The following is a 22,772-nucleotide window of genomic DNA, read 5'->3' as shown; positions in this document are numbered from 1 at the left end:
GTAGATCACCCCGTGCCGTAGTTTATGAAACGATTCATCACCACAGAAAGCGAGTGACAATGTCCGTCCTCACCCCTGACCACCTCGCCGCGCTCGAGAAGCAGGGCATCGAACTCCCCAGCTGGGCGTTCGGCAACTCCGGTACTCGCTTCAAGGTGTTCGGCACCCCCGGCACGCCGCGCGATCCGTGGGAGAAGATCGCGGATGCCGCGCAGGTCAACGCCTACACGGCGCTCGCCCCAAGCGTCGCGCTGCACATCCCGTGGGACCTCGTCGACTCGTTCTCCGACCTGCGCAAGCACGCCGAAGACCTGGGCGTCACCCTGGGCACGGTCAACTCCAACACCTTCCAGGACGACGACTACAAGTTCGGCGCCCTCACCCACGAAGACGCCGCGATCCGTCGCAAGGCCATCGACCACCACCTCGCCTGCATCGACGTCATGGACGCGACCGGCAGCCGCGACCTCAAGATCTGGCTCGCCGAGGGCTCGAACTACCCCGGCCAGGCCGACCTGCGCGGCCGCCAGGACCGCCTGCAGGACTCGCTTCAGCAGATCTACGCTCGCCTCGGCGACGACCAGCGTCTCGTGCTCGAGTACAAGTTCTTCGAGCCGGCTTTCTACCACACGGATGTTCCCGACTGGGGCACCTCGTACGCACAGGTGGTCTCGCTCGGCGACAAGGCATCCGTCTGCCTCGACACCGGGCACCACGCCCCCGGCACGAACATCGAGTTCATCGTCATGCAGCTGCTGCGCCTGGGCAAGCTCGGGTCGTTCGACTTCAACTCGCGCTTCTACGCCGACGACGACCTCATCGTGGGGGCGGCCGACCCCTTCCAGCTCTTCCGCATCCTGTTCGAGGTGGTACGCGGTGGCGGCCTGAACAACCCCGACGTGGCGTTCATGCTCGACCAGTGCCACAACGTCGAGGACAAGATCCCCGGCCAGATCCGCTCGGTGCTCAATGTGCAGGAGATGACGGCCCGCGCGTTGCTCGTCGACCGCGACGCCCTGACCGCCGCGCAGAAGTCCGGCGACGTCCTCGCCGCGAACGCCGTCTTCATGGATGCCTTCTACACCGACGTGCGCCCGGCGCTGGCCGAGTGGCGCGAGTCGCGCGGCCTCGCCGCCGACCCGATGGCCGCGTACGCGGCATCCGGCTACCAGCAGAAGATCGCCGCCGAACGTACAGGTGGCGTGCAGGCCGGCTGGGGCGCCTGAGCGCGCCGCCCCTCGACCCCTCGATCACGGAAGACCACTCATGACGAACCCCACTGCCGCCGACCTCATCGCGCGGAGCAACCGCCTGGGCGCCGACCCGAAGAACACCAACTACGCGGGTGGTAACACCTCCGCGAAGGGCACCGAGATCGACCCCGTGACCGGGCAGCCCGTCGAGCTGCTGTGGGTCAAGGGCTCGGGCGGTGACCTGGGCACCCTCACCGAGAAGGGCCTGGCCGTATTGCGCCTCGACCGCATGCGCGCCCTCGTCGACGTCTACCCCGGTATCGACCGCGAAGACGAGATGGTCGCCGCGTTCGACTACTGCCTGCAGGGCAAGGGCGGGGCGGCTCCCTCGATCGACACGGCCATGCACGGACTCGTGGATGCCGCGCACGTCGACCACCTGCACCCCGACTCGGGCATCGCGATCGCGACCGCCGCCGACGGCGAGGCGCTGACCTCGACGATCTTCGGCGACAAGGTCGTGTGGGTGCCGTGGCGCCGCCCCGGGTTCCAGCTCGGTCTCGACATCGCCGAGATCAAGCGGGCGAACCCGCAGGCGGTCGGCTGCATCCTCGGCGGCCACGGCATCACCGCGTGGGGCGACACCTCCGAGGAGTCCGAAGCGAACTCCCTCTGGATCATCGACACCGCGGCCTCGTACATCGCCGAGCACGGGAAGGCCGATCCGTTCGGTGGGGTCCGCGCCGGCTTCGAGGCGCTGCCCGCCGACGAGCGCCGCGAACGCGCCGCCGCCCTCGCCGGCACCATCCGCGGCATCGCCTCGCACGACCGCGCGATGGTCGGCCACTTCACGGATGCCGCGGAGGTGCTCGACTTCCTCGCCTCCGAGAAGGCGCCTGCTCTCGCCGCGCTCGGTACGAGCTGCCCCGACCACTTCCTGCGCACCAAGGTCAAGCCGCTGATCCTCGACCTGCCGGCGACGGCATCCGCCGAAGAGCAGATCGCGCGTCTGCACGAGCTGCACGCCGAGTACCGCGCCGACTACCAGGCGTACTACGACGCGCATGCGTCGACAGGTTCAGCGACCGAGACGGCATCCCCCGCGATCCGCGGCGCCGACCCGCTCATCGTGCTCGTCCCCGGCGTGGGCATGTTCTCGTACGGCGCGAACAAGCAGACCGCGCGCGTGGCCGGCGAGTTCTACATCAACGCGATCAACGTCATGCGTGGAGCCGAGGCACTCTCGACCTACTCCCCCATCTCCGACGCCGAGAAGTTCCGCATCGAATACTGGGCGCTGGAGGAGGCCAAGCTGCAGCGGATGCCGCAGCCGAAGTCACACCAGGGGCGCATCGCCTTCGTCACCGGGGCCGCCTCGGGTATCGGCAAGGCCATCGCCACGCGCCTGGCCGCAGAGGGCGCCTGCGTCGTGATCGCCGACCTCGACCTCGAGAAGGCTCAGGCCGCTGCCGCCGAGCTCGGCGGCACCGACGTCGCGATCGGCGTCGCCGCGAACGTCGCGGATGCCGACGCCATCCAGGCCGCACTGAACGATGCCGTGCTCGCATTCGGCGGCGTGGACCTCGTCGTGAACAACGCCGGCCTCTCGCTGTCGAAGCCGCTGCTCGAGACCACCGAGAAGGACTGGGATCTGCAGCACGACGTCATGGCGAAGGGCTCGTTCCTCGTATCGAAGGCCGCGGCCCGCGTGCTCATCGACCAGAAGCTCGGCGGCGACATCGTCTACATCTCGTCGAAGAACTCCGTCTTCGCCGGCCCGAACAACATCGCGTACTCGGCGACCAAAGCCGACCAGGCGCACCAGGTACGGCTGCTGGCGGTCGAGCTCGGCGAGTACGGCATCCGTGTCAATGGCATCAACCCCGACGGCGTCGTGCGCGGCTCGGGCATCTTCGCCTCGGGCTGGGGCGCCAACCGCGCCGCGACCTACGGCGTCGCCGAAGAGGACCTCGGCCAGTTCTACGCCAACCGCACGATCCTCAAGCGCGAGGTCGTGCCCGAGAACGTGGCGGATGCCGTGTTCGTGCTCACCGGCCCCGAGCTGAGCCGCACGACCGGACTGCACATCCCCGTCGACTCCGGCGTCGCCGCCGCGTTCCTGCGATGAGCACCCGCGCCGTCGCCGCCGTCGACCTCGGCGCGACCAGCGGCCGGGTGATGATCGGACGCGTCGGCGACGGCACGCTCGATCTCGAACTCGTCTCGCGGTTCCCGAACGGTCCGGTCGAGCGCGCCGACGGTCTGCACTGGGACTTCGATGCCCTGTACGAGAACGTGCTCGACGGTCTCGCCGAAGCGGTGCGGCGCGAGCCCGCGATCGAGAGCATCGGCATCGACTCCTGGGCGGTCGACTACGGGCTGATCGCGGGCGGCGCGCTGCTCGCCGAGCCGTTCCACTACCGTGACGACCGCTCGGCCCGCGGCGTGGCCGAGGTGCACGAGATCGTTGCGTTCGATGAGCTGTACCGTCGCAACGGCCTGCAGTTCCTCCCGTTCAACACGCTCTACCAACTCCGTGTCGACGACCGCGCCGCCGAAGCCGAGACCGCGCTGCTCGTGCCCGATCTGCTCGCGTTCCTGCTCACCAGCGCCCGGGTCGCCGAGCGCACGAACGCGTCGACTACGGGCCTCCTGCGCGTCGATGACGGGGAGTGGGACGTCGATCTCGCGGGCAGACTCGACATCGCTCCGGCGCTCCTCCCTGCCCTCGTCGATCCGGGCGCGGTGATCGGCGATCTCCGCCCCGCGATCGCCGCGCGGATCGGCGCCACGCTCCCGGTGATCGCCGTCGGCTCGCACGACACGGCCTCCGCCGTCGCCGCGGTTCCGATGACCTCGCCCTCCGCCGCGTACATCTCGTGCGGCACGTGGGGACTCGTCGGCGTCGAGCTCACGGAGCCCGTGCTGACGGATGCCGCGCGCACGGCCAACTTCACGCATGAGCGCGGTGTCGACGGGCGCTTCCGGTTCCTGCACAACGTCGCGGGCCTGTGGCTGCTGAGCGAGACCGTACGGGCCTGGGAGGCCGAGGATGGCGCACCGATCGATCTGGTCGCACTGCTGGCCGCGGCATCCGCTGTCATCGATGTCGTGCCGACCTTCGACGCGAACGACCCGTCGCTCTCGGCGCCGGGTGACATGCCCGCCCGTATCCGCGCGCTGCTCACCGCACATGGGCAGTCGGCCCCGACCGACCGCCCGGGCTTCGCGCGCAGCATCGTCGAGTCGATCGCGGAGGCCTTCGCGGATGCCGTCGCCACGGCATCCGTTCTCACCGGTCGCACCCTCGATGTCGTGCACATCGTCGGCGGCGGATCGCTCAACAGCCTGCTGTGCCAGGCGACCGCCGACCGCACCGGGCTCCCCGTGCTCGCCGGCCCCGTCGAGGCCACCGCGCTCGGCAACGTTCTCGTGCAGGCCCGGGCTCTCGGCGCAGCTCCGGCGACCCTCGAAGAGCTGCGCGCCCTCGTGGCGGCGACCCACGCCCCCGTGCGCTTCGCTCCGCGCGACTGACGTCTCGCACCAGCGCCGCGTCGAGACCCATCCCGAACGACGAAACCCACCGGGAGCCGCGTGGTTTCCAGTGGGTCTCGATGCGTTCGGTGGGTCTCGACGCGCCGGTCAGCGCACGTTGCCGTTCGAGCAGGTCTGCTGCGCGGCCGAGTTGCCCTTGATGCTGTCGGGGAGCGCCACGACGTTGTCGGGCGTGGCCGGCTCGGTCGGTTCGGCACCCTCTTCGGGTGCGGCCTCCTCGGTCGGAGCCGTCTCCTCGGTGGGCGTCGTGTCGGCCGGCGTCGGCTCCTGCACGATCACGCCGTCGTTGCTGGTGTTCTGATGCGTGATCTGCAGCTGCGCGTTCGCCTCGATCGCGGCGAAGAGCTCGCCGGCTGCCGTGTAGTTGGGCACGACCTTGTTGGGGTTCTGCGAGTCGGCACCCGTCGGGTACTGCACGAACACGATGTCCTCGAAGGGGACCTCCTTGACCGCGAGCGCGATCTGCACGATCGTCATCGGGTCGTTCAGGGTCGTGCTCGTCTCGAGGTTGCTGAGACCGACGTTCGCGAGCTTCAGCATGGTGCCCACGTTGCCGAGTGTCTCGCCGCTGATGAGCTTGCGCGCCAGGCTCGACATGTACTGCTGCTGGTTGCCGATACGGCCCAGGTCGCTGCCGTCGCCGACGCCGTGGCGGGTGCGCAGGAACTGGAGCGCCTCGAGGCCCTGCACGGTGTGGGTGCCGGCCGCGAGGTCGAGGCCCGTGTAGCGGTCGCGGATCGGGTTCGCGAGGCACACGTCGACGCCGCCGATCGCGTTGGTGATCTCGATCACGCCACCGAAGGTGACGGATGCCGCGAACTGCACCTCTTGATCGGTGAGTTCGGAGATCGTCTTCGCCACGCAGTTGAGACCGCCGTCGCTGTACGCGACGTTGAGCGGCTGCTTGCTCATGGCGGAGTGCACGTTGCCGTCTTCGTCGGTGCACTCGGGGATCGGGATCATGAGGTCGCGCGGGAAGCTGACCACCGTGATTCGGCGGGGGTTGTCGGAGACGTGCACGAGAAGGTTGACGTCGTTGAGGTTGCCCTCGGAGTCGTTGCCGCTGCAGCGGTCCCCGAAGTACCCGGCGTACGCCTCTTCACAGGTGTCGACGCCCGCGAGCACGAAGTTGAAACCGCCCTCGTATTCGCTGATGTCCGGCGGCACCGCATCGGCCGACTGCCCTTCGAGCTCGACGGAGTTCGCGAGCTGCGTGCTGCGCAGGTCGTACACGACGTACGCAGCCACGCCGACACCGCTCACCAGCACCACCGCGAGTCCGATCGCGATGAACTTCAGCAGCTGGCTGAGAGGTCCGGGCGTGTGCAGTTGGCCGTGCCGCGCGATCGTTCGACGGCGTCGGGTGTTCTCGGTCACACGGTGCCTTTCGGTTCTGCCTGCGGTGAGGGGGCACCGGGCTCAGGAAGCGGAGGGTGTGGGATTCGAACCCACGAGACATCTCTGCCCACTGGTTTTCAAGACCAGCTCCATCGGCCGCTCGGACAACCCTCCCGACAGACGGATCTGCCGACAAGCCGTGAGTCTAGCCGAGTTCTATTCTCCCGCGCTGACCTGGGCGGGCGCTGGAAGCGTATTCAGCGCCCGTGCCAGCCCGCCGTCGACGACATCGTCGGTGATCTCGGATGCCGCTTCCTTCACCTCGGCCGGAGCCTGCCCCATGCCGACGGCTCGCCCACCCAGGGTGCGCGCCCAGCCGAACATGCCGATGTCGTTGCGTCCGTCCCCAGCGACGAGCACGCGCTCCCCGACGAGTCCGAGCACCTCGCGCACACGCTCGAGGGCCGTGCCCTTGTCGACGCCCTGCGGGGCGATGTCGAGCCAGGCGGTCCAGCCGATGGCGTACGAAACCTCGTTGAGGCCGGCATCCGCCACCAGTCGGTGGAAGTCCTCCTCATCGTGGCCGGGCGACACCACGACGATGCGCGACACGGGCTCGGCGGCGAGCTCCTCGAAGCTCACCCGCCGACCGCCGTCGAGCGTCCAGTCGTCGAGCTGATCGGTGAAGAGCCGCTGGCCCGAAGCGAGCTCCACCATGTAGCGAGCGTCCGGCAGGCGCTCGCGCAGGAGTGCCAGCGCGGGCGAGGGGTCGAAGGTCTCGACGTTCCAGCGCTCCCAGTCGTCGTCGACGCGACGCATCGTGACGGCACCGTTCGAGCACACCACATACTCGGCGTCGAGCTCAAGCTGCTCGACGTAGCGGCGGGTCGCCATCCAGCTGCGGCCGGTGGCGATTGTCACGACGTGACCCGCATCGCGCAGGCGCGCGACGGCCTCGGGAACGCCCGGGCTCATCGTCTCGTCCTGGAGCAGGATCGTGCCGTCGACGTCGAGCGCGACGAGCCAGGGCGCGGTCATGCGGTGACCTTCGGCGTCGCCTTCGTGTTCTCCGGCGTGAGGACTTCGAGGCCTCCGAGGTACGGACGCAGTACCTCGGGCACGCGCACCGACCCGTCGGCCTGCTGGTGCGTCTCGAGCAGTGCCACGATCCAGCGGGTGGTCGCGAGCGTTCCGTTCAGCGTCGCGACATGCTGCGTCTTCGGCGCCGAGCCGCCCTGCGCCGCCTCATCGGCCGCGGGTCGGTGACGCACGTCGAGGCGTCGCGCCTGGTAGGTCGTGCAGTTCGACGTCGACGTCAGCTCGCGGAACGCGTCCTGCGTGGGCACCCAGGCCTCGATGTCGTACTTGCGCGCGGCGCTCGACCCGAGGTCGCCGGCGGCGACGTCGATCACGCGGTAGGCGAGGCCGAGCGAGGTCAGCATCTCCTCCTGCAGCGCCACGAGGCGCAGGTGCTCGGCCTCGGCATCCTCCGCCGCCGTGTAGACGAACATCTCGAGCTTGTTGAACTGGTGCACGCGGATGATGCCGCGGGTGTCCTTGCCGTGCGATCCGGCCTCGCGGCGGTAGCAGGTCGACCAGCCGGCGTAGCGCAGGGCGCCGTCCGAGAGATCGACGATCTCGTCCTTGTGGTAGCCGGCGAGGGCGACCTCGCTGGTGCCGACGAGGTAGAGGTCGTCGTCCTTGTCGAGGTGGTAGACCTCGTCGGCGTGCTCGCCGAGGAAACCGGTGCCCTGCATGATCTCGGGGCGCACGAGCGTTGGGGTGATGAGCGGCACGAAACCGTTCTGCAGCGCCTTGTCGAGCGCGAGGTTCATGAGCGCGATCTCGAGGCGGGCGCCGATGCCGCGCAAGAAGTAGAAGCGGGCGCCCGAGACCTTCGCCCCGCGCTCCATGTCGATCGCACCGAGGATCTCGCCGATCTCGAGGTGATCGCGCGGCTCGAAGTCGAAGGCGGGCACCTCGCCGACGCGACGCAGCTCGACGAAGTCGGCCTCGCCGCCGGCGGGCACGCCGTCGATGACGACGTTCTCGATGCGGGACAGGGCGACGGATGCCTCCTCCCCCGCCTCGTTCGCGACCTGCTGCGCCTGCTTGACGCGCTCGGCGAGCTCCTTGCCCTGAGCGACGAGCGCGGGCTTCTCGTCTTTCGGCGCCTTCGCGATGACCTTGCCGAAGGCGTTCTGCTCGGCTCGCAGTTCCTCGAACGCGGCGAGCGCCGCGCGGCGCGATCGATCTGCCTCGAGTGCGATGTCGACGGTGGCCTGGTCGTTGCCGCGCGCGGTCTGCGAGCGGCGGACGATCTCAGGGTGGTCGCGGAGAAGAGCGAGGTCGATCATTCCACGATTCTACGGGGGTCCTCCGACACCGCAGGCTCCCCGGATGTCACACCGGCGGACGCGCATCGTCTTTCTCCTCGGTGGTCGGCATCCGGCTGATCGCCGCTGTGAAAGGAACACCCATGACCACCCGTGTCACCTCGCTCGACCAGCTGAACCTGGCCTTCGCCGATCGCTTCAACGCCCGCGACCTCGACGGCCTGATGGCCCTGAACACGGCTGACGTCGTCTTCGTGCCGGCTCCCGGCACCCCGGTGACCGGCGAAGCGGCCGTCCGCGGCGCGCTCGAGCAGTTCCTCGGGCTCGACCTGCCGATCTCGATGACCGTCCGCCACGTGTTCGAGAGCGCCGGCACCGGTCTCGCGATCGCCGACTGGACGATCACGGGCACCGGTCCCGACGGATCCGAGATCGCCCTCGCCGGCACGACCGCCGACGTCGCGGTCTTCGACGAGGAGCACGGCTGGCGCTACGCGGTCGACAACCCCTTCGGTACCGTCTGACCCGGCCCCTCGGCATCCGCGATCCCGTCGAGACCCACCGCGCCCGTCGAGACCCACCGGTATCGACGTCGGTGCCGATGGGTCTCGGCGGTACCGATGGGTCTCGGCGCCCGGCCGGAGCATCAACCGGACCGCGAGGCCGCCGCTACCGAGACAGTCTCAGTCCGCGCCCATGCCGCTCTGCCGGCAGGCGCCGAGCGCTTTGCGGGCACGGGCTACGCGCTGGCGGACCGCGGCGGGATCGATGCCCAGCCGCTCCGCCGCCTCGGTGGCCGACAGTCCGTCGACGGCGGTGAGCAGCAGCGGCTCCCGCAGCGAGTCGGGGAGGTCGTGCAACGCGGCGAGCGCTCCGTCGAGGATCACGCGGACCTCGGCGGCACCGGCCACGTTCACGGCGTCGGGCATCTCGTCGTCGAGCTCGGCCTGCGGACGACGGGCCCGCTGACGCGAGAGATCGATCGCGACGTTGCGCGCGATCGCATCGAGCCAGGAGCACACACGTCCCGGCTCCGGGGTCTCGAGGTGGGCGACCGATCGCCAGGCGCGCAGCAGCGCGATCTGAGCGGCGTCATCGGCGTCGTCCACCGGCACACCGAGAGAAATACTGCGGCGACGGAGCCGATCGGGCTTGTCGGTGATCATCTCCGTCAGCAGTACCCGAGCGTCGTCGACCGACCCGCTGTTCGCCTGCGCACCCATTCCGGCCCCTCCCCAGAGCACTCGGGCATCCATCCCCGTGTCACCTGCATGACACATGCCGGGAATAGAGTATCGCCATGACGAAGCCCGCGGCCGCGAGACGACAGGCGGCGCTCGTCTACAACCCGATCAAGGTCGACGAGAAGAGACTGCGCTCCGCCGTGCGCGAGTTGTCGAAGGCCGAGGGGTGGGAGCATCCGGCGTTCTATCCGACGACGATCCAGGATGCCGGGCAGGGAGCGACCGCGCAGGCGCTCGCCCGCGGGGTCGACGTCGTGCTCGTCGCCGGCGGCGACGGCACCGTTCGCGCGGTGTCCGAGGCCATCGCGAACACCGGAGTGCCCCTCGCGATCCTGCCGAGTGGCACCGGCAACCTGCTCGCCCGTAATCTCGCGCTGCCGCTCGCGGCGCCCGAGGACATGATCCGGGCCGCGCTGACGGGCTCGCGCCACGCGATCGACATCGGGTGGGCGCGCATCACCCGAGAGAGCGGCGACGAGAGCGAGCACGCCTTCGTCGTGCTCGCGGGCATCGGGCTGGATGCCGACATGATCGCGAACACCCGCCCCGACCTGAAGAAATCGGTCGGTTGGATCGCCTACGTCGACGGGGCCGCGCGCTCGCTCGCGAACGCCTCGCCCTTCCGCTCGGTCTACCAGATAGACGACGGTCGCCTGCACTCGACGAAGGTGCACAGCATCCTGTTCGCGAACTGCGGCACGCTCCCCGCGGGCATCGCGCTGGTTCCGGATGCCTCGATCTCCGACGGCACTCTCGACGTCGCCGTGATCCGGCCGTCCGGCGCGTTCGGCTGGTTCAACGTCTGGCGCAGGATCTGGTGGGAGAACTCGGTTCTCCGTCGTTTCGCCGCCGGCCGGCGCATTCTCGAACGACGCGGGAAGGATGCCGCGGTGCACTACTTCCAGGGCCTCGTCGCGGAGGCCGCGACATCGACCCCCACCCCGGTCGAGCTCGACGGCGACGAGTTCGGCGACGCCGTGCGGATCACCTGTCGCGTCGATCCGGGCGCGCTCCTGCTCGCGCTGCCGGAGGGGCATCCGGTCGACGCGCTCTGACGCGCGCCGACGACCGCCGCCGGCCTCCGGCGATGTCAGTCGGCGAGGACCGACACCGTGCCGTCGAGGCCGCCGCCCACCATGGTGAGGGTGAAGCCGTCGTCGTCGACCGTGTCGTCGCCGAACGAGAGGATCGTCGCGCGCGGCGCCATGTCCATCGTGCAGATCTTGGTGTCGTCGGTGACGAACGTCACCGTACCCGCGTTGCCCGAGCCCTCGACCGACTCGACGACCGGCGGGCATCCCGACGATCCCCAGGTGAGCAGCACGAGGCTGCCGTCGTCGAACCATCCAGCGGAGGGCTGGTACTCGGTCGACTCCCCGGGCACACCGCTGACGGGAACCCCGCCGATCTCGGCGTTGTCCGAGATGTCGCCGTACGTGACCTGCAGCGTGATGTCCTTCGTGGGGTCCACGCCGGCGGGGCGACCGCCGAGGCTGGCGCGCTGCACCATGTCCTGGGTGCAGACCTGGTCGGCGGCACCGTCGACCAGGGTCACCGAGACGTTCTGGCCATCGGCGCTCACCGTGTCGACCTGCGGGATGCACGTCGAGGAGCCCCAGGTCACGACGGCGAACATGCGGCCATCGTCGAGCAGTGCGGCCTCGACGTCGGCGAAGTCGTCATCGCCCGCCTCGAGCGCGGTGGAGGCGCCGGGAGTGCTCGTGGGCGAGGTCGAACCGGGGGTGGCGGTGCACCCGGCGATCAGCAGCGCCGCGGCGAAGGCGGAGAGGACGGCGACGACGCGCGAGGGAGTGACCATTCTCTCAGGGTACCGGTGGCGATATTCCATCGGAAGGCCGGCGATCACTGCAGAGCGGAGGTGAGACGCGCCAGGTTGTCGAGCACGGTCGAGCGGAGCGGCTGCTGCATCCACTCCTCGAGTGTGAGTTCACGGCTGAGTGAGCGGTAGGTGTCTTCGACCTCGCGCATCTCGGCGACGAACTCCTCGCCGCGCACGAGCATCGAGACCTCGAGATTGAGACCGAACGAGCGCATGTCCATGTTGCTCGAGCCGATCACCGCCACCTCGTCGTCGACCGTCAGACTCTTGGTGTGCAGGATGAAGGGCTTGCGGTACATCCAGATGCGCACGCCGGCCTTGAGCAGCACCTCGTAGTAGCTGCGCTGCGCGTGGTAGACCATCGCCTGGTCGCCCTCTTCCGAGACGAACAGCTCGACTTCGACGCCACGGTCGACGGCCGCCGTGACGGCGAGGAGCAGGGCTTCGTCCGGAACGAAGTACGGGCTCACGATCATGATGCGATCCTTGGCCGCGTACAGCAGGCCCAGGAAGAGGCGGAGGTTGTTCTCGACCTCGAACCCCGGCCCCGAGGGCACCACCTGGCAGTCGAGATCACCCGAGCCGATGTCGGCGTGGGCGATGTCGATCTCCTCCAGCACGATGTCGGTCTCGCTGTACCAATCGCTGAGGAAGATGGCATTGACGCTGAGCACGACCGGGCCGTCGAGGCGCACCATGAGGTCGACCCAGTGGAGGCCGCGCTTGATGTTCTTCGGGAGGTTGTAGGTCGAGTCGGTGACGTTCTGCGAACCGAGGAACGCCGTTATCCCGTCGACCACGAGGAGCTTGCGGTGGTTGCGCAGGTCGGGTCGCTGCATCCGCCCCTTGAAGGGCTGCACCGGCAGCATGAGGTGCCAGTCGGCGCCCATCGCGTTGAGGCGCCGGATCGTCTGCTTGTAGCGCGGCTTCCAGCGGTTGGCCCAGTGGTCGAGCAGCACCCGCACCGAGACTCCGCGTGCCGCGACCTCTTCGAGCGCGCGGAAGAAGTTGTCGGTCGAGGCATCCGATTGCAGGATGTAGAACTCGACGTGCACGTAGTCCTTCGCCTCGCGGATGGCGTCGGCCATCGCATCGAGCGACTCCTGATAGTCGGAGATGAGGTGCGCGCCGTTGTCGCCCGAGAGCGGCAGCGCGCCGAGGCGCTGGTTCATCTCGACCAGGGGACCGAACCAGTCCGGCGCGTGCGGTCGGAGCGTACCGAAATGCAGGTGCTCGCTGGTCGCGGCGATGTACTCGTTGATCTGATCCTGCTTGCGGCGGCGGGCGCGCGGCAGTCGCGGATTTCCGATCACGAGGAACAGGAAGACGCCGACGAACGGGATGAAGAAGATCGCCAGGAGCCAGGCCATCGCGGCCGTGGGGCGGCGATTGCGCGGGATGACGATGATCGCCGTGATGCGTATGGTCAGGTCGAGCACGACGAGGAAGGCCGTGATCGCCCAGGCGACGCCCTCCGCGGTCATACTGCTCTCTTCCTGACGGCCCTCACCGATGAAGGGTTCCGTCGCGCATCACCGTCGAGCGGTGTTCGCTTCACAGTATCGGATGGGTGGGACAGTGCCTCAGGAGCGCGGCGGAAGGCCGCGAGCTGCCCGCTCCTCGGCTTCGATCTGCGCGTGCACCTTGCGCTCGGTGCGGTCGAAGCGCAGGATGCCGCGGAGCACCATGAAGAAGATGGCGCTGACCCCCAGGGTCGGAAGGATCGACCACGCGGCGGCGACCCAGAAGTTGTCCATACCCCCATGGTACGCGACCTCACTCCTCCTGCGCCGTTCGCGAAGTCGGGGCAATCTCTCCACAGGGCCGGTTTTCCGGAACGAGCGGATGCTCCCACCGGGCACACTCGCCTCATGAACACCGTCCTCCGTGCCGCAGATTCCGCCGAGTTCCTCGGCATCGTCCCCCTCCTCGCCGGCTTCACGCCGCGACGCAGCATCGTGCTGCTCCCCTTCCAGGGCTCCCGCGCCTACGGCGCGATGCGCATCGATCTGCCCCGCGACGACGTGCCGCTCGAGCGCTATGCCGACACCGCGATCGGACTCGTCTCACGCGTCGCCGCGATCGACGCGGTCGCCGTCGTCGTCTACGTCGACGAGGCGGCGCAGAGCACGCCGGACGGATGGGTGCTCCCCTACACCGTCGCCCTCGACGAACTGCTCGGGTGCGCAGAGGACGCCGGGCTCCGCGTCGTCGACGCCCTCTGCGTCACGCCGGGCGGATGGGCGAGCTACCTCGACGAGCAGCCCGTGCTCCACGCCGTCGAGCCCGTGCGCGCCGAGAGCGTGCCCGGCATCGGAGACGTCTCGGGCGATCAGAACTCCGGCGCCGTGCTCCCGGTCGCCGATCTCGCGCAGAAGGAGCGCGTCGGGCGGGCTCTGCGCGACCTCTCCGCGCTGTTGGGCCGCCCGGCGTCCTCGCTGACCGACGACGAGAACCCCGAGGCCCTGGCCGCGCTCGCGATCCTCGACGACGTTCCCGGTTTCTACGAGCAGCTGATCGACACCCGCGGCGATCTGCCGCCCTTCGCCGTCGCGGCGCTGCTGTGGTGCCTCGAGCGTCCCGTCTACCGCGACGTGGCGCTGCTGCAGTGGGCCTCGGACCATGCATCCGGCCGCCGATCGCTTGCCGCCCAGCTCGACTTCGCGCAGCACGGGCAGTCGATCCCGGATGACCTCGGCGACATCTTCCTCGGACGTGGCCCGACACCCGATCCCGACCGTCTCAGCTTCGCCCTCGACGTCGTGCGCACGGCCGTATCGCAGGCGCCGCGCGCCGCACGCCCCGCCCCACTCACCGCGGCGGCGTGGCTCTCCTGGGCGCTCGGCCGATCGACGCACGCCGCGCACTACCTCGACTTGGTGCGCGAGATCGACCCCGACTACGGACTCGCCGCGCTGGTGAGTTCGATGATCAACGCGGCCGTGCTGCCGGAGTGGACCTTCCGGCGCACCCCCGGGCGGACTACTTGACGAGCGGGAAGAGGATGGTCTCGCGGATGCCGAGACCCGTGATCGCCATGAGCAGGCGATCGATGCCCATGCCCATGCCCCCGGACGGCGGCATGCCGTGCTCGAGCGCCCGCAGGAACTCGTCGTCGATCGGCATCGCCTCGACGTCGCCGCGCGCGGCGAGCTTCGCCTGCTCGACGAAGCGCTCGCGCTGGATCACCGGGTCGACGAGCTCGGAGTATCCGGTCGCCAGTTCGAACCCGCGGATATACAGGTCCCACTTCTCGACGACGCCCTCGATCGAGCGGTGCTCGCGCACCAGCGGCGAGGTGTCGACGGGGAAGTCCATGACGAACGTGGGGCGCACGAGGTCGCCCTTAACGAAGTGCTCCCACAGCTCCTCGATGAGCTTGCCGTGGGTCGCCTGCGGCGGCAGATCGACGTCGTTGGCCTCGGCGAAGGCGATGAGGTCCTCGACCGCGTCCTGCGGAGTGAAGGTGCGCCCCGCGGCGGCGGACAGCGACTCGTACATCGAGATGCGGTCCCACTCGCCGCCGAGGTCGTACTCGGTGCCGTCGGCCCAGGTCACCGTCGTCGAGCCCGAGACCGCGATCGCGGCGTTCTGCACGAGTTCCTGGGTGAGGGCAGCCATCTGGTTGTAGTCGCCGTACGCCTGGTACGCCTCGAGCATCGCGAACTCGGGGCTGTGCGTCGAGTCGGCGCCCTCGTTGCGGAAATTGCGGTTGATCTCGTAGACGCGCTCGATGCCGCCGACCACCGCGCGCTTGAGGTACAGCTCGGGAGCGATGCGCAGGTACAGCTCGGTGTCGAAGGCGTTCGAGTGCGTGATGAACGGACGAGCGGATGCCCCACCGTGCTGCACCTGCAGCATGGGGGTCTCGACCTCGAGGTAGTCATGACCGGTGAAGGTGGCACGCAGGCTCGCGTTCACGGCGGCGCGGGCGCGCACGGTGGTGCGGGCCTGCTCGCGCACGATCAGGTCGAGGTAGCGGCTGCGGACGCGGCCCTCCTCGCTGAGCTCGGAGTAGGCGTTGGGCAGGGGCAGGATCGCCTTCGACGCGATCTCCCAGGCGTCGGCCATGATCGACAGCTCGCCGCGGCGGCTCGAGATGACCTCGCCGTGCACGAAGACGTGGTCCCCGAGGTCGACGTACTCCTTCCAGTCCGCCAGCGACTCCTCACCGACGTTCGCGAGCGAGATCATCGCCTGGATGCGCGAGCCGTCACCCGCCTGGAGCGTCGCGAAGCAGAGCTTTCCGGTGTTCCGACTGAACACGACGCGACCGGCGACGCCGACCTGGACGCCGGTCTCGGCACCCGCCTCGAGGGCGTCCGGGCCGTCCTCGCCGTACTGGGCGCGCAGCGCCGGGATCGTGTGGGTCACCGGGACGCCGACAGGGAACGCTCCGCCACCGGCATCCGCACGCTTCGCGATCAGGCGCTCGCGCTTGGCGAGACGCACCGCCTTCTGCTCGTGGATCTCGTCATCGCCGAGTTCCGTGTTCGAAGGGTCGGTGGGGTTCTGCGCGGGCGCGGCGGACGCGTCGGTCATTCGGGGCTCCTTGGAAAAGTCGTTCCAGTTTACCGAGGCCGAGAGCCGATCCGAGGCCCGGGCTGGGTAGCCTCGAAGAATGGCCGCCCCACGGATCCTCCGCGCCCTCGCCACCACCGCCGCCGTCGCCGGCCTCGCCCTGCTCACGTCGAGCCCCGCGAGTGCCCGGGCATCCGTCTCCGCCGACGTCGACGACTTCTCTTACGCGTCGTGGGATGCCACGTACACGGTGGGAGTCGACGACGAAGGTCGAGCCACGATGCACGTCACGGAAGAGCTCGTCGCCCGCTTCCCCGACTTCGATCAGAACCGGGGAATCGTCCGGGGGCTCGCCACCTCCTACGAGAACGCCGGGATCGACACCCGCGTGCTCTCCGTCACCGATGCGACGGGCGCCGGTGTGCCCTACGAGACCGACACCGACGACGGCGTGCTCTACGTGCTCACCGGCGACGACGACTACGTGCAGGGGCTCACGACCTACGTCATCGAGTACGAGATGCGCGACGTCGTGCTCGCCGCCGACACCGGAGTCGACGAGTTCTACTGGGACCTCCTGCCCCTCGACAGCACGCAGGACATCGAGTCGTTCCGCGCCGACATCCTGTTCGACGACACCCTGACCGCAGCGCTCACCGGAGCGAGCCGTTGTTACGAGGGATACTCCGGGTCATCCGAGACCTGCGCACTCACGGGCCCGACCGAGACCGCGGATGGCGCGCTCTTCCACGTCGAGTCCGGCGAGCGCCCCGCGGGTGACGGGGTGACCGTCGCGATCGCCTTCGACGCGGGTACCGTCACGCAACCCTCCGCACGCACCCCGAACCCGGTCACCGACGTCGCCCCGATGATCGCCGCGGCCGGAGGTCTCGGGCTGACGGTCGCGAGCTGGTTCGCCGTCGCGTCCGTCCGCAAGCGCCGGCGCACCGCCACCGGCATCGTCGTCGCCCAGTACGACGTGCCGGATGCCATGCCCCCGGTCCTCGCCGCCGCGATCCTCCCCGGCGCGAAGGCCGTGATCCCGGCCGAGATCGTGCACCTCGCCGTTCGCGGCGTGCTCCGCATCGAGGAGGGAGCAGAGCCGGAGCGTCCGAGACTGCGGCGCCTCCTCGACGGCCGCATCCCTGATCAGCTCGACGCGGATGCCCTCGACAACCTGTTCCTCGGCACGGGTGACGCCGGCGTGGTCGACATCCCGGCCGCGAGCGAGACCTTCGCCGCGCGCATGGGCGTCGTGCAGGCGCTGGGGACGAAGCAGGCCGAGACACGCGGCCTCACCGTGCGCGCACGGGCCCGCGGTGCGGTGATCCTGCAATGGATCGCGATCGCCGTCGCCGCGATCGGACTGGCGGTGTCGATCTGGGGCGTCGCCACCGGTCGGGTCGGCGCGATTCCGGCGCTCGTGGTCGCCGCTTTCGGTGCCTTCCTCGTGCTCCTGGCGAGCCTCTACGCCTTCTCGAAACACGTCATGCTGACCCCGGAGGGCGCGCGGCAGTACGAGTACCTGCAGGGGGTGCGCGAGTTCATCCGCGTCGCCGAGGCCGACCGCCTCCGCATGCTGCAGTCGTACACGGGCGCGGAGCGCCGGCAGGACGGCAGCGCGAACGTGATCGTGCTGTACGAACGCCTGCTTCCGTACGCCATGCTCTTCGGCATGGAAGACGAATGGGGCAAGGTGCTCGAGCACGTCTACACGTACGAGCAGCGCGGCCCCGGTTGGATCGGCGACGGTCGCTCTCCGTACCTCAGCACCTCGCTCGCCGCCTTCGCCGTCTCCACCGCATCGGCGTCGTCGTACACGGCCCCGTCGACGGGGAGCTCGTCCAGCTTCGGAGGCTCGGGCGGCGGCGGGTTCTCCGGCGGCGGAGGCGGCGGAGGGTTCTCGGGCGGTCGCTGACCCCGCTCGGGGCGGGACCCTTCGACAGGCTCAGGAACCCAGTCGTCTTCGGGGCGGGACCCTTCGACAGGCTCAGGGACGCAGTCGCTCTCGGGGCGGGACCCTTCGACAGGCTCAGGGACGCAGTCCAGTTCGCGACACCGGGTCGCTGAACGACGCTGGGTCGCTGAGCTTGTCGAAGCGCCCCCGCACGCGACGGAGTGCCGTCAGATCAGAGGCGGAGGATCGGATGCTTCGCGTAGCGCCCGCTCGACGGTGGACTGCACGAGGGCCGACAGGTACCCCCCAGGGTTGTCGACGCCGATCTCGCGGAGACGGCCGGTGGCCTGCCCGATGATCGAGCGGGAGAACTCCGTCGCCGTCTGGATCGCATCGGCGTATGCGGTGCGATCCGCCTCGGCGATGACGACCGGCTCGCAGCCGATCTCGACGGCGAGCGCCTGGGCGATCGGCAGCACGGCCGCCGGCGCGGTGACCGCGGCGAACCCGGCCTGCAACTGACGCAGATCGATCGAGGTGCCGGTGAAGGTGATCGCCGGGTGCACGGCGAGCGGGATCGCGCCCTTCTCGGCAGCCGGGCGAAGCACCTCGATGCCGAAGGCCGGGTCGGTGTGCAGCACGAGCTGACCGATCTGCCACCCGCCGACCTCGGCGATGCCGGCCACGAGCGATTCCAGCTGGTCGTGCGGAACAGCGATCACGACGAGCTCGGCTCGGCGCACGACCTCGAGCGCATCGAGAACGGGCACATCGGGCAGCACGGCCGAGGCTCGCTCGTCATCGGAACCGCTCGTGATCCCGACGACCGCATGCCCGGCACCGCCGAGCGCCGCGCCGATCACCGGTCCCACGAGACCCGCGCCGATGATGCCGACGCCGAGGCGTCCGTCGCGCTCCACCACGTCAGTCCTCCGTCGACGCCGGGGGCACAGGCGGCGCGGTCGGCGCAGGCGGTGCCGGAGGCGCAGTCGATGCCGGCGGTGCCGGAGGTGCAGTGGATGCCGGCGGCGCGGGCGGTGCAGCCGGGGCCGGAGGAGCAGGCGGGGCAGGGTACGCCGGCGCACCGACGCCGGGCTCACCGGCATACGGTGGCGGCACGGCAGCAGCGGGCGGCACCGGGGCGGACGCAGGAGGCACGGGCGCGTACGGCGGAGGCAGAGGCGCACCCGCACCCGCGACATCCGTCGCACCCGCAGCATCCGATCCTCCGGTGTGCTCGCTCCAACGGTGCGAGGTGTCGCGCGCGGCGGCGGCCGCCGCCCGACTCGAGACATCGCCGATCAACGCGAGGGCGTCGTCGCGCTCGAGGCCCGACAGGACGCCGTGGATCGGCCCCGGCACCGTGTGCACCTGAGCACCGCTGACCCGCTGCGCGCGGTCGATCGGGCCCTGCGAGAGCGAGACTCCCTGCAGACGCGCGAGCGGGAACACCGCGAGCTTGCGCCACATGACGCCACGACGCAGGATCAGCCCGAAATCGGTGACCGTGTAGCCGTGGCGCTTCCACGAGAGCGGGCGGCGCCAGCCCGCGCGACGCGGCATCGTGCGATAGGGATCGCCCTCGACCGGCCCGAGGATGCCGTGCTCCCAGATGAGAGGGATGTCGGCCGCCGGTACGTCGGGAAGGATCAGCCCGAGCACGCGCTCGACATCGGCTCGCTTGCCGACCGGCAGCACGACATTGAACTGCTGCGCGCTGCCCGACGACTGCTGCGCGGCGCTCTTACCGCTCATGCGGTTGATCTTGATCGACCACCAGCCGAACGGTCGCCACAGCAGCGACTGCGTGACCTCGACCGCGAAGATGCGCCCCGGAGGCAGCGTCTCGGTGACGGTCGTGAGCAGACCGTAGGTGATGCGCACGCCGTCGGGTGTCGGGGCGATCGAGTACCGGAGCGACTTCGAGATCTGCGCCCAGGTGATACCGACGACGGCGATCACCAACGGGATGCCGATACCGAGAGCGAGCCCCAACGAGATGAAGCTGCCGCCGACATCGCCGTCGAGGAGGGCACCGAAGAAGATGAACCCCATCGTGACGCCGAATACGAGCGCGAAGAACACGAACCACAACACACCCGCGAGCAGCTGCGAACCGACGAGGCGTCCGGTCGGGATCTTCACGACGCTCTCGGGCGCCACATCTTCGAGGTCGACGCCGGCGAGAAGACCGGTGACGCCGTGGTTCATCGAGTCGACGAGCTGGGCGCGCGCGGTCGTCGGCGCGGCGGGCGCACCGGATGCCGCGGCCTGACGCGCCGCACGCACGCCCGACGCGAGGCGCAGGATGTCGGCCCGCACCGCCTCGGCCTTGGGCGTGGCGAGGTACTCGAGCTCGACGTTCGCATCGGTTCCCGCGCCGACGACCTCGAGCTTGGCGAGGCCGATGATGCGCGCCGGGAAGGGCCGGGTGAGATTGACGCCCTGCACGCGGTCGAGCGGAGCGCGACGGTGCGAACGGAAGATGATGCCCTTGCGCACCTCGACGTGGTCGCCGGTGATGCGGAACTGCTGGAAGCGCCACACGAACCAGAAGATCGCGACCAGCACGATCAGCAGGCCGAGCACCGCCAACAGGGCGATGAGGATCAGGTTGTTCTCGAGCACCCAGTCGACCGGGTCTCCCGAGGTGTAGTCGCTGTAGTGCGTGTCACTCGGGGTCGTGATGTTCACGAACCAGGCGATCACCCGGTCGCGCAGGTTCGCGATCGTGATGCCCGCGACGATCAGCAGCACCAGCCCGCCCTTGAACAGGGGCGTGAGCGGATGCATCCGATGCCATTCGCCGTCCGCCAGGTTCGACGAGTCCTCCTTGGCGGCGGAGCTTCCGGGCTGCGGACCGGACGGGGCCGGGAGCTGCGGCTCGCTCACAGGCCGGTCCGACGGGTCTCGGCGACCTCGATGAGCGTGTCGCGCAGCGCCTCGGCCGCGGCCTGCGTGAGGCCGGGGATCTGCACGCCGGTGGTCGCGGCGGCGGTGACCATCTTGAGCTGGGAGATACCGAACGCACGGTCGACCGGCCCCTGGGTGATGTCGACGAGCTGCATGCGCCCGTAGGGCACCGCGATCATGCGCTGCCAGAGGATGCCCTTGCGGAAGACGATGTCGTCGGCGCGCAGCATGTAGCCGATCGCGCGCGCCTGCCGCGGCAGGATGATCATCGTCACGACGATCAGCAGCGTGAGCGCCGCGCCGGGGATCCACACCCAGCTCTGGTGCAGGACGAATGCGAGCACCGCGGCGGCCACGATCACCACGACGAGCAGGATCGCATTCTGCAGCAACTGGGAGACGGCGTAGCGCGGCGAGATCTGATGCCAGGCGCCGTCGAGCTCGAGGCGCGCCTCGCTGCGCGCAGTGCGGAGAGACGTGTACACCCCCTGGTCGAGGGCGGCGAGGTCAGTGCCCTCGGCCGGGTTCAGGGGCGCGTTCTCTGGGCTCTGAGTCATCAGGATCCTTCGGCAGGGTGCAGAACTGTTCAGCGACGAGGGCGGCGACCACGAGCACGACTGATCCCGCGATCAGGGCGATCATCGCCACTGTCGACCCTAGCGGGGGATCGATCGGCCGTGTCAGGAGGAAGCCCAGGAGGCCCGCGCCGAAGCCCGCGAGCAGGGCTCCGAGCAGGCTCGACGCGCGGGCGAGCGTCGCGGCGCGGAGCGCGCGGAAGGGATCGATGCGGATGCCGGTGCGCACACTGCGCCGCACCGGCCACGCGACCGCGAGCGCCGCCGCGGCGATCAGCACGAGCAGCGCGGGCAGGAAGACCGACGGAGTGAACGTCGCGCGCCCCATGGCGGTCAGGAGCTGATCGAGGAGGAACCCCAGCGCGGCGCCGACGGCGGCGAGGATGACGAGCAGCCCGGCGGAGGTGCGTCGCATCACTGCTCCTGCGCCCGCAACGCGGCGGCGAGGTCGGCGATGCGACCGTGCCCGATCAGCTCAGCGTCGGGGTCGAGGTCGAGCCACGGGTCGAGCACGAAGAGCCGCTCGAACGCACGCGGGTGCGGCAGCGCGATGCGCGGGTCGTCCGAGACGACGTCACCGTACGCGATGAGGTCGAGATCGAGGGTGCGGTCGCCCCAGCGCTCGTGGCGCTCGCGACCGTTCTCGTCTTCGATCGCGTGCAGCATGCCGAGCAGGATCTCGGGGGCGAGACGCGTGGTCACCAGGGCGACCGCGTTCACATACCCCGGCGCGTCGGGGTCGGGACCGTCGAGGCGGAGGGCGACCGTCTCGTGGAGCGGGGAGAGCCGTACATCGCTCACCAGCGGAAGGCGCGCGATGCGCTCGGCCGCAGCCGTGATCGTGGCATGACGGTCGCCGAGGTTCGCACCGAGTGCGACGACGGCCGTGACCGGTTCGCGGCCGGGGCCGGGCAGCGGCACCTCGGGCGGGCGGGTGAGATTCCGGCTCATGCGGCTGCCTCCGTGGCCGAACGCCTGCGGGTGAGGGTCACCGAGACATCGGTGAAGGTCAGCGGGATGGGGGCGTGCGGCTTGTGCACGGTCACGACCACCTGCTGCACGCGCCCGTCGTCGAGGGCCGCGTCGGCGATGCGCGAGGCGAGCGTCTCGATCAGGTCGACCGGCTCACCGGCGACGATCGCCGCGACCTTCTCGGCCAGCTCGCCGTAGTGCACCGTGTCGACCACGTCATCGGATGCCGCGGCCAGGGCGAGGTCCAGACGCAGACGCAGGTCGATCGTGAACTCCTGCCCCTCGGCCCGCTCGTGGTCGTACACGCCGTGCCGACCGAAGACGGTCAGCCCGGTCAGCACGATCTCGTCGAGGAAGTCCATTCCCCCAGCGTACGCGGGAGCACCGA

21 protein-coding genes and 1 tRNA gene are annotated in these 22,772 nt (G+C 69.6%); 7 read left to right on the top strand and 15 right to left on the bottom strand.

The annotated features are described in order from the left end of the window. Positions 1 to 59 precede the first annotated feature (59 nt). Genes rhaI through ACFY9N_RS02760 form a run of 3 tightly spaced genes read left to right on the top strand, consistent with a single transcriptional unit; the run spans position 60 to position 4,727 of the window. Positions 60 to 1,226, top strand: coding sequence for an L-rhamnose isomerase (gene rhaI / locus ACFY9N_RS02770; protein ID WP_391476737.1), 1,167 nt, complete (start codon positions 60 to 62; stop codon positions 1,224 to 1,226). 40 nt (positions 1,227 to 1,266) lie between these two features. Next, positions 1,267 to 3,321, top strand: a complete 2,055-nt coding sequence (locus tag ACFY9N_RS02765) for a bifunctional aldolase/short-chain dehydrogenase (RefSeq protein ID WP_391476736.1) — start codon at positions 1,267 to 1,269, stop codon at positions 3,319 to 3,321. Continuing rightward, positions 3,318 to 4,727 carry a rhamnulokinase family protein gene (locus ACFY9N_RS02760; protein WP_391476735.1) on the top strand — a complete coding sequence of 470 codons (1,410 nt, stop codon included), beginning with the start codon at positions 3,318 to 3,320 and terminating at the stop codon, positions 4,725 to 4,727. Before ACFY9N_RS02765 ends, ACFY9N_RS02760 begins: the two co-directional genes overlap by 4 nt. A 108-nt stretch (positions 4,728 to 4,835) precedes the next feature. Here ACFY9N_RS02760 and ACFY9N_RS02755 read toward each other — a convergent pair whose 3' ends face one another. The 4 genes from ACFY9N_RS02755 to serS all read right to left on the bottom strand — a co-directional run bounded on the left by ACFY9N_RS02755 (position 4,836) and on the right by serS (position 8,443). Further along, positions 4,836 to 6,125, bottom strand: a complete 1,290-nt coding sequence (locus tag ACFY9N_RS02755) for an LCP family protein (protein WP_391476734.1) — start codon at positions 6,123 to 6,125, stop codon at positions 4,836 to 4,838. A 50-nt stretch (positions 6,126 to 6,175) separates the two neighbouring features. Next, a tRNA-Ser gene (locus ACFY9N_RS02750) sits at positions 6,176 to 6,260 on the bottom strand. A gap of 42 nt (positions 6,261 to 6,302) precedes the next feature. After that, positions 6,303 to 7,124 carry an HAD family hydrolase gene (locus tag ACFY9N_RS02745; protein ID WP_391476733.1) on the bottom strand — a complete coding sequence of 274 codons (822 nt, stop codon included), beginning with the start codon at positions 7,122 to 7,124 and terminating at the stop codon, positions 6,303 to 6,305. Beyond that, on the bottom strand, positions 7,121 to 8,443 hold the full coding sequence (gene serS, locus ACFY9N_RS02740) for a serine--tRNA ligase (RefSeq protein ID WP_391476732.1): 1,323 nt from the start codon (positions 8,441 to 8,443) through the stop codon (positions 7,121 to 7,123). The genes ACFY9N_RS02745 and serS overlap by 4 nt, the downstream gene beginning before the upstream one ends. 122 nt (positions 8,444 to 8,565) lie before the next feature. On the opposite strand from serS, the gene ACFY9N_RS02735 reads away from it, so the two are divergent. Beyond that, positions 8,566 to 8,946, top strand: coding sequence for a nuclear transport factor 2 family protein (locus ACFY9N_RS02735; RefSeq protein ID WP_247623460.1), 381 nt, complete (start codon positions 8,566 to 8,568; stop codon positions 8,944 to 8,946). Positions 8,947 to 9,105: 159 nt separating this feature from the next. Here the strand turns inward: ACFY9N_RS02735 and ACFY9N_RS02730 are convergent, their stop codons facing one another. Further along, positions 9,106 to 9,702, bottom strand: a complete 597-nt coding sequence (locus tag ACFY9N_RS02730; RefSeq protein WP_391476731.1) for an RNA polymerase sigma factor — start codon at positions 9,700 to 9,702, stop codon at positions 9,106 to 9,108. Between the two features lie 20 nt (positions 9,703 to 9,722). Here ACFY9N_RS02730 and ACFY9N_RS02725 point away from each other — a divergent pair, with 20 nt between their 5' ends. Next, positions 9,723 to 10,721 carry a diacylglycerol/lipid kinase family protein gene (locus tag ACFY9N_RS02725; protein WP_391476730.1) on the top strand — a complete coding sequence of 333 codons (999 nt, stop codon included), beginning with the start codon at positions 9,723 to 9,725 and terminating at the stop codon, positions 10,719 to 10,721. A gap of 35 nt (positions 10,722 to 10,756) precedes the next feature. Here ACFY9N_RS02725 and ACFY9N_RS02720 read toward each other — a convergent pair whose 3' ends face one another. The 3 genes from ACFY9N_RS02720 to ACFY9N_RS02710 form a co-directional block, all read right to left on the bottom strand. Then, positions 10,757 to 11,485: a hypothetical protein gene (locus ACFY9N_RS02720; RefSeq protein ID WP_391476729.1), complete on the bottom strand. Its 729-nt coding sequence runs from the start codon at positions 11,483 to 11,485 to the stop codon at positions 10,757 to 10,759. 44 nt (positions 11,486 to 11,529) lie between these two features. Then, positions 11,530 to 12,990, bottom strand: coding sequence for a cardiolipin synthase (gene cls / locus ACFY9N_RS02715; RefSeq protein ID WP_391476728.1), 1,461 nt, complete (start codon positions 12,988 to 12,990; stop codon positions 11,530 to 11,532). Positions 12,991 to 13,089: 99 nt separating this feature from the next. Further along, positions 13,090 to 13,263 carry a hypothetical protein gene (locus ACFY9N_RS02710; protein WP_247623465.1) on the bottom strand — a complete coding sequence of 58 codons (174 nt, stop codon included), beginning with the start codon at positions 13,261 to 13,263 and terminating at the stop codon, positions 13,090 to 13,092. Positions 13,264 to 13,377: 114 nt separating this feature from the next. Here ACFY9N_RS02710 and ACFY9N_RS02705 point away from each other — a divergent pair, with 114 nt between their 5' ends. After that, positions 13,378 to 14,496, top strand: a complete 1,119-nt coding sequence (locus ACFY9N_RS02705) for a DUF4192 family protein (protein ID WP_391476727.1) — start codon at positions 13,378 to 13,380, stop codon at positions 14,494 to 14,496. On the opposite strand, the gene lysS is transcribed toward ACFY9N_RS02705, so the two are convergent. Then, the gene (lysS, locus tag ACFY9N_RS02700; RefSeq protein ID WP_391476726.1) at positions 14,489 to 16,048 is read right to left on the bottom strand and encodes a lysine--tRNA ligase; all 1,560 of its coding nucleotides are present in this window, start codon (positions 16,046 to 16,048) and stop codon (positions 14,489 to 14,491) included. The genes ACFY9N_RS02705 and lysS overlap by 8 nt on opposite strands. A 79-nt stretch (positions 16,049 to 16,127) precedes the next feature. On the opposite strand from lysS, the gene ACFY9N_RS02695 reads away from it, so the two are divergent. After that, the gene (locus ACFY9N_RS02695; RefSeq protein WP_391476725.1) at positions 16,128 to 17,945 is read left to right on the top strand and encodes a DUF2207 domain-containing protein; all 1,818 of its coding nucleotides are present in this window, start codon (positions 16,128 to 16,130) and stop codon (positions 17,943 to 17,945) included. Positions 17,946 to 18,151: 206 nt separating this feature from the next. Here the strand turns inward: ACFY9N_RS02695 and ACFY9N_RS02690 are convergent, their stop codons facing one another. Genes ACFY9N_RS02690 through folB form a run of 6 tightly spaced genes read right to left on the bottom strand, consistent with a single transcriptional unit; the run spans position 18,152 to position 22,746 of the window. Beyond that, a complete protein-coding gene (locus ACFY9N_RS02690) occupies positions 18,152 to 18,844 on the bottom strand; it encodes a DUF2520 domain-containing protein (protein WP_391478442.1) in 693 nt (230 codons plus the stop codon). Positions 18,845 to 18,848: 4 nt separating this feature from the next. After that, positions 18,849 to 20,816 (bottom strand): PH domain-containing protein, encoded by a 1,968-nt coding sequence (locus tag ACFY9N_RS02685; protein ID WP_391476724.1) that lies wholly within the window; start codon positions 20,814 to 20,816, stop codon positions 18,849 to 18,851. After that, a complete protein-coding gene (locus ACFY9N_RS02680; RefSeq protein WP_391476723.1) occupies positions 20,813 to 21,394 on the bottom strand; it encodes a PH domain-containing protein in 582 nt (193 codons plus the stop codon). Before ACFY9N_RS02680 ends, ACFY9N_RS02685 begins: the two co-directional genes overlap by 4 nt. Beyond that, entirely contained in the window at positions 21,345 to 21,827 is a 483-nt protein-coding gene (locus ACFY9N_RS02675) for a DUF3180 family protein (protein WP_391476722.1), read from the bottom strand. The genes ACFY9N_RS02680 and ACFY9N_RS02675 overlap by 50 nt, the downstream gene beginning before the upstream one ends. Beyond that, positions 21,827 to 22,363, bottom strand: a complete 537-nt coding sequence (folK, locus tag ACFY9N_RS02670; RefSeq protein WP_391476721.1) for a 2-amino-4-hydroxy-6-hydroxymethyldihydropteridine diphosphokinase — start codon at positions 22,361 to 22,363, stop codon at positions 21,827 to 21,829. Before folK ends, ACFY9N_RS02675 begins: the two co-directional genes overlap by 1 nt. After that, positions 22,360 to 22,746, bottom strand: a complete 387-nt coding sequence (gene folB, locus ACFY9N_RS02665) for a dihydroneopterin aldolase (protein WP_391476720.1) — start codon at positions 22,744 to 22,746, stop codon at positions 22,360 to 22,362. The genes folK and folB overlap by 4 nt, the downstream gene beginning before the upstream one ends. Positions 22,747 to 22,772 lie beyond the last annotated feature (26 nt).

Source organism: Microbacterium sp. NPDC008134 (assembly GCF_042957055.1).
Classification (GTDB): Bacteria; Actinomycetota; Actinomycetes; order Actinomycetales; family Microbacteriaceae; genus Microbacterium.
This window is presented reverse-complemented; position numbering and strand designations above follow the sequence as displayed.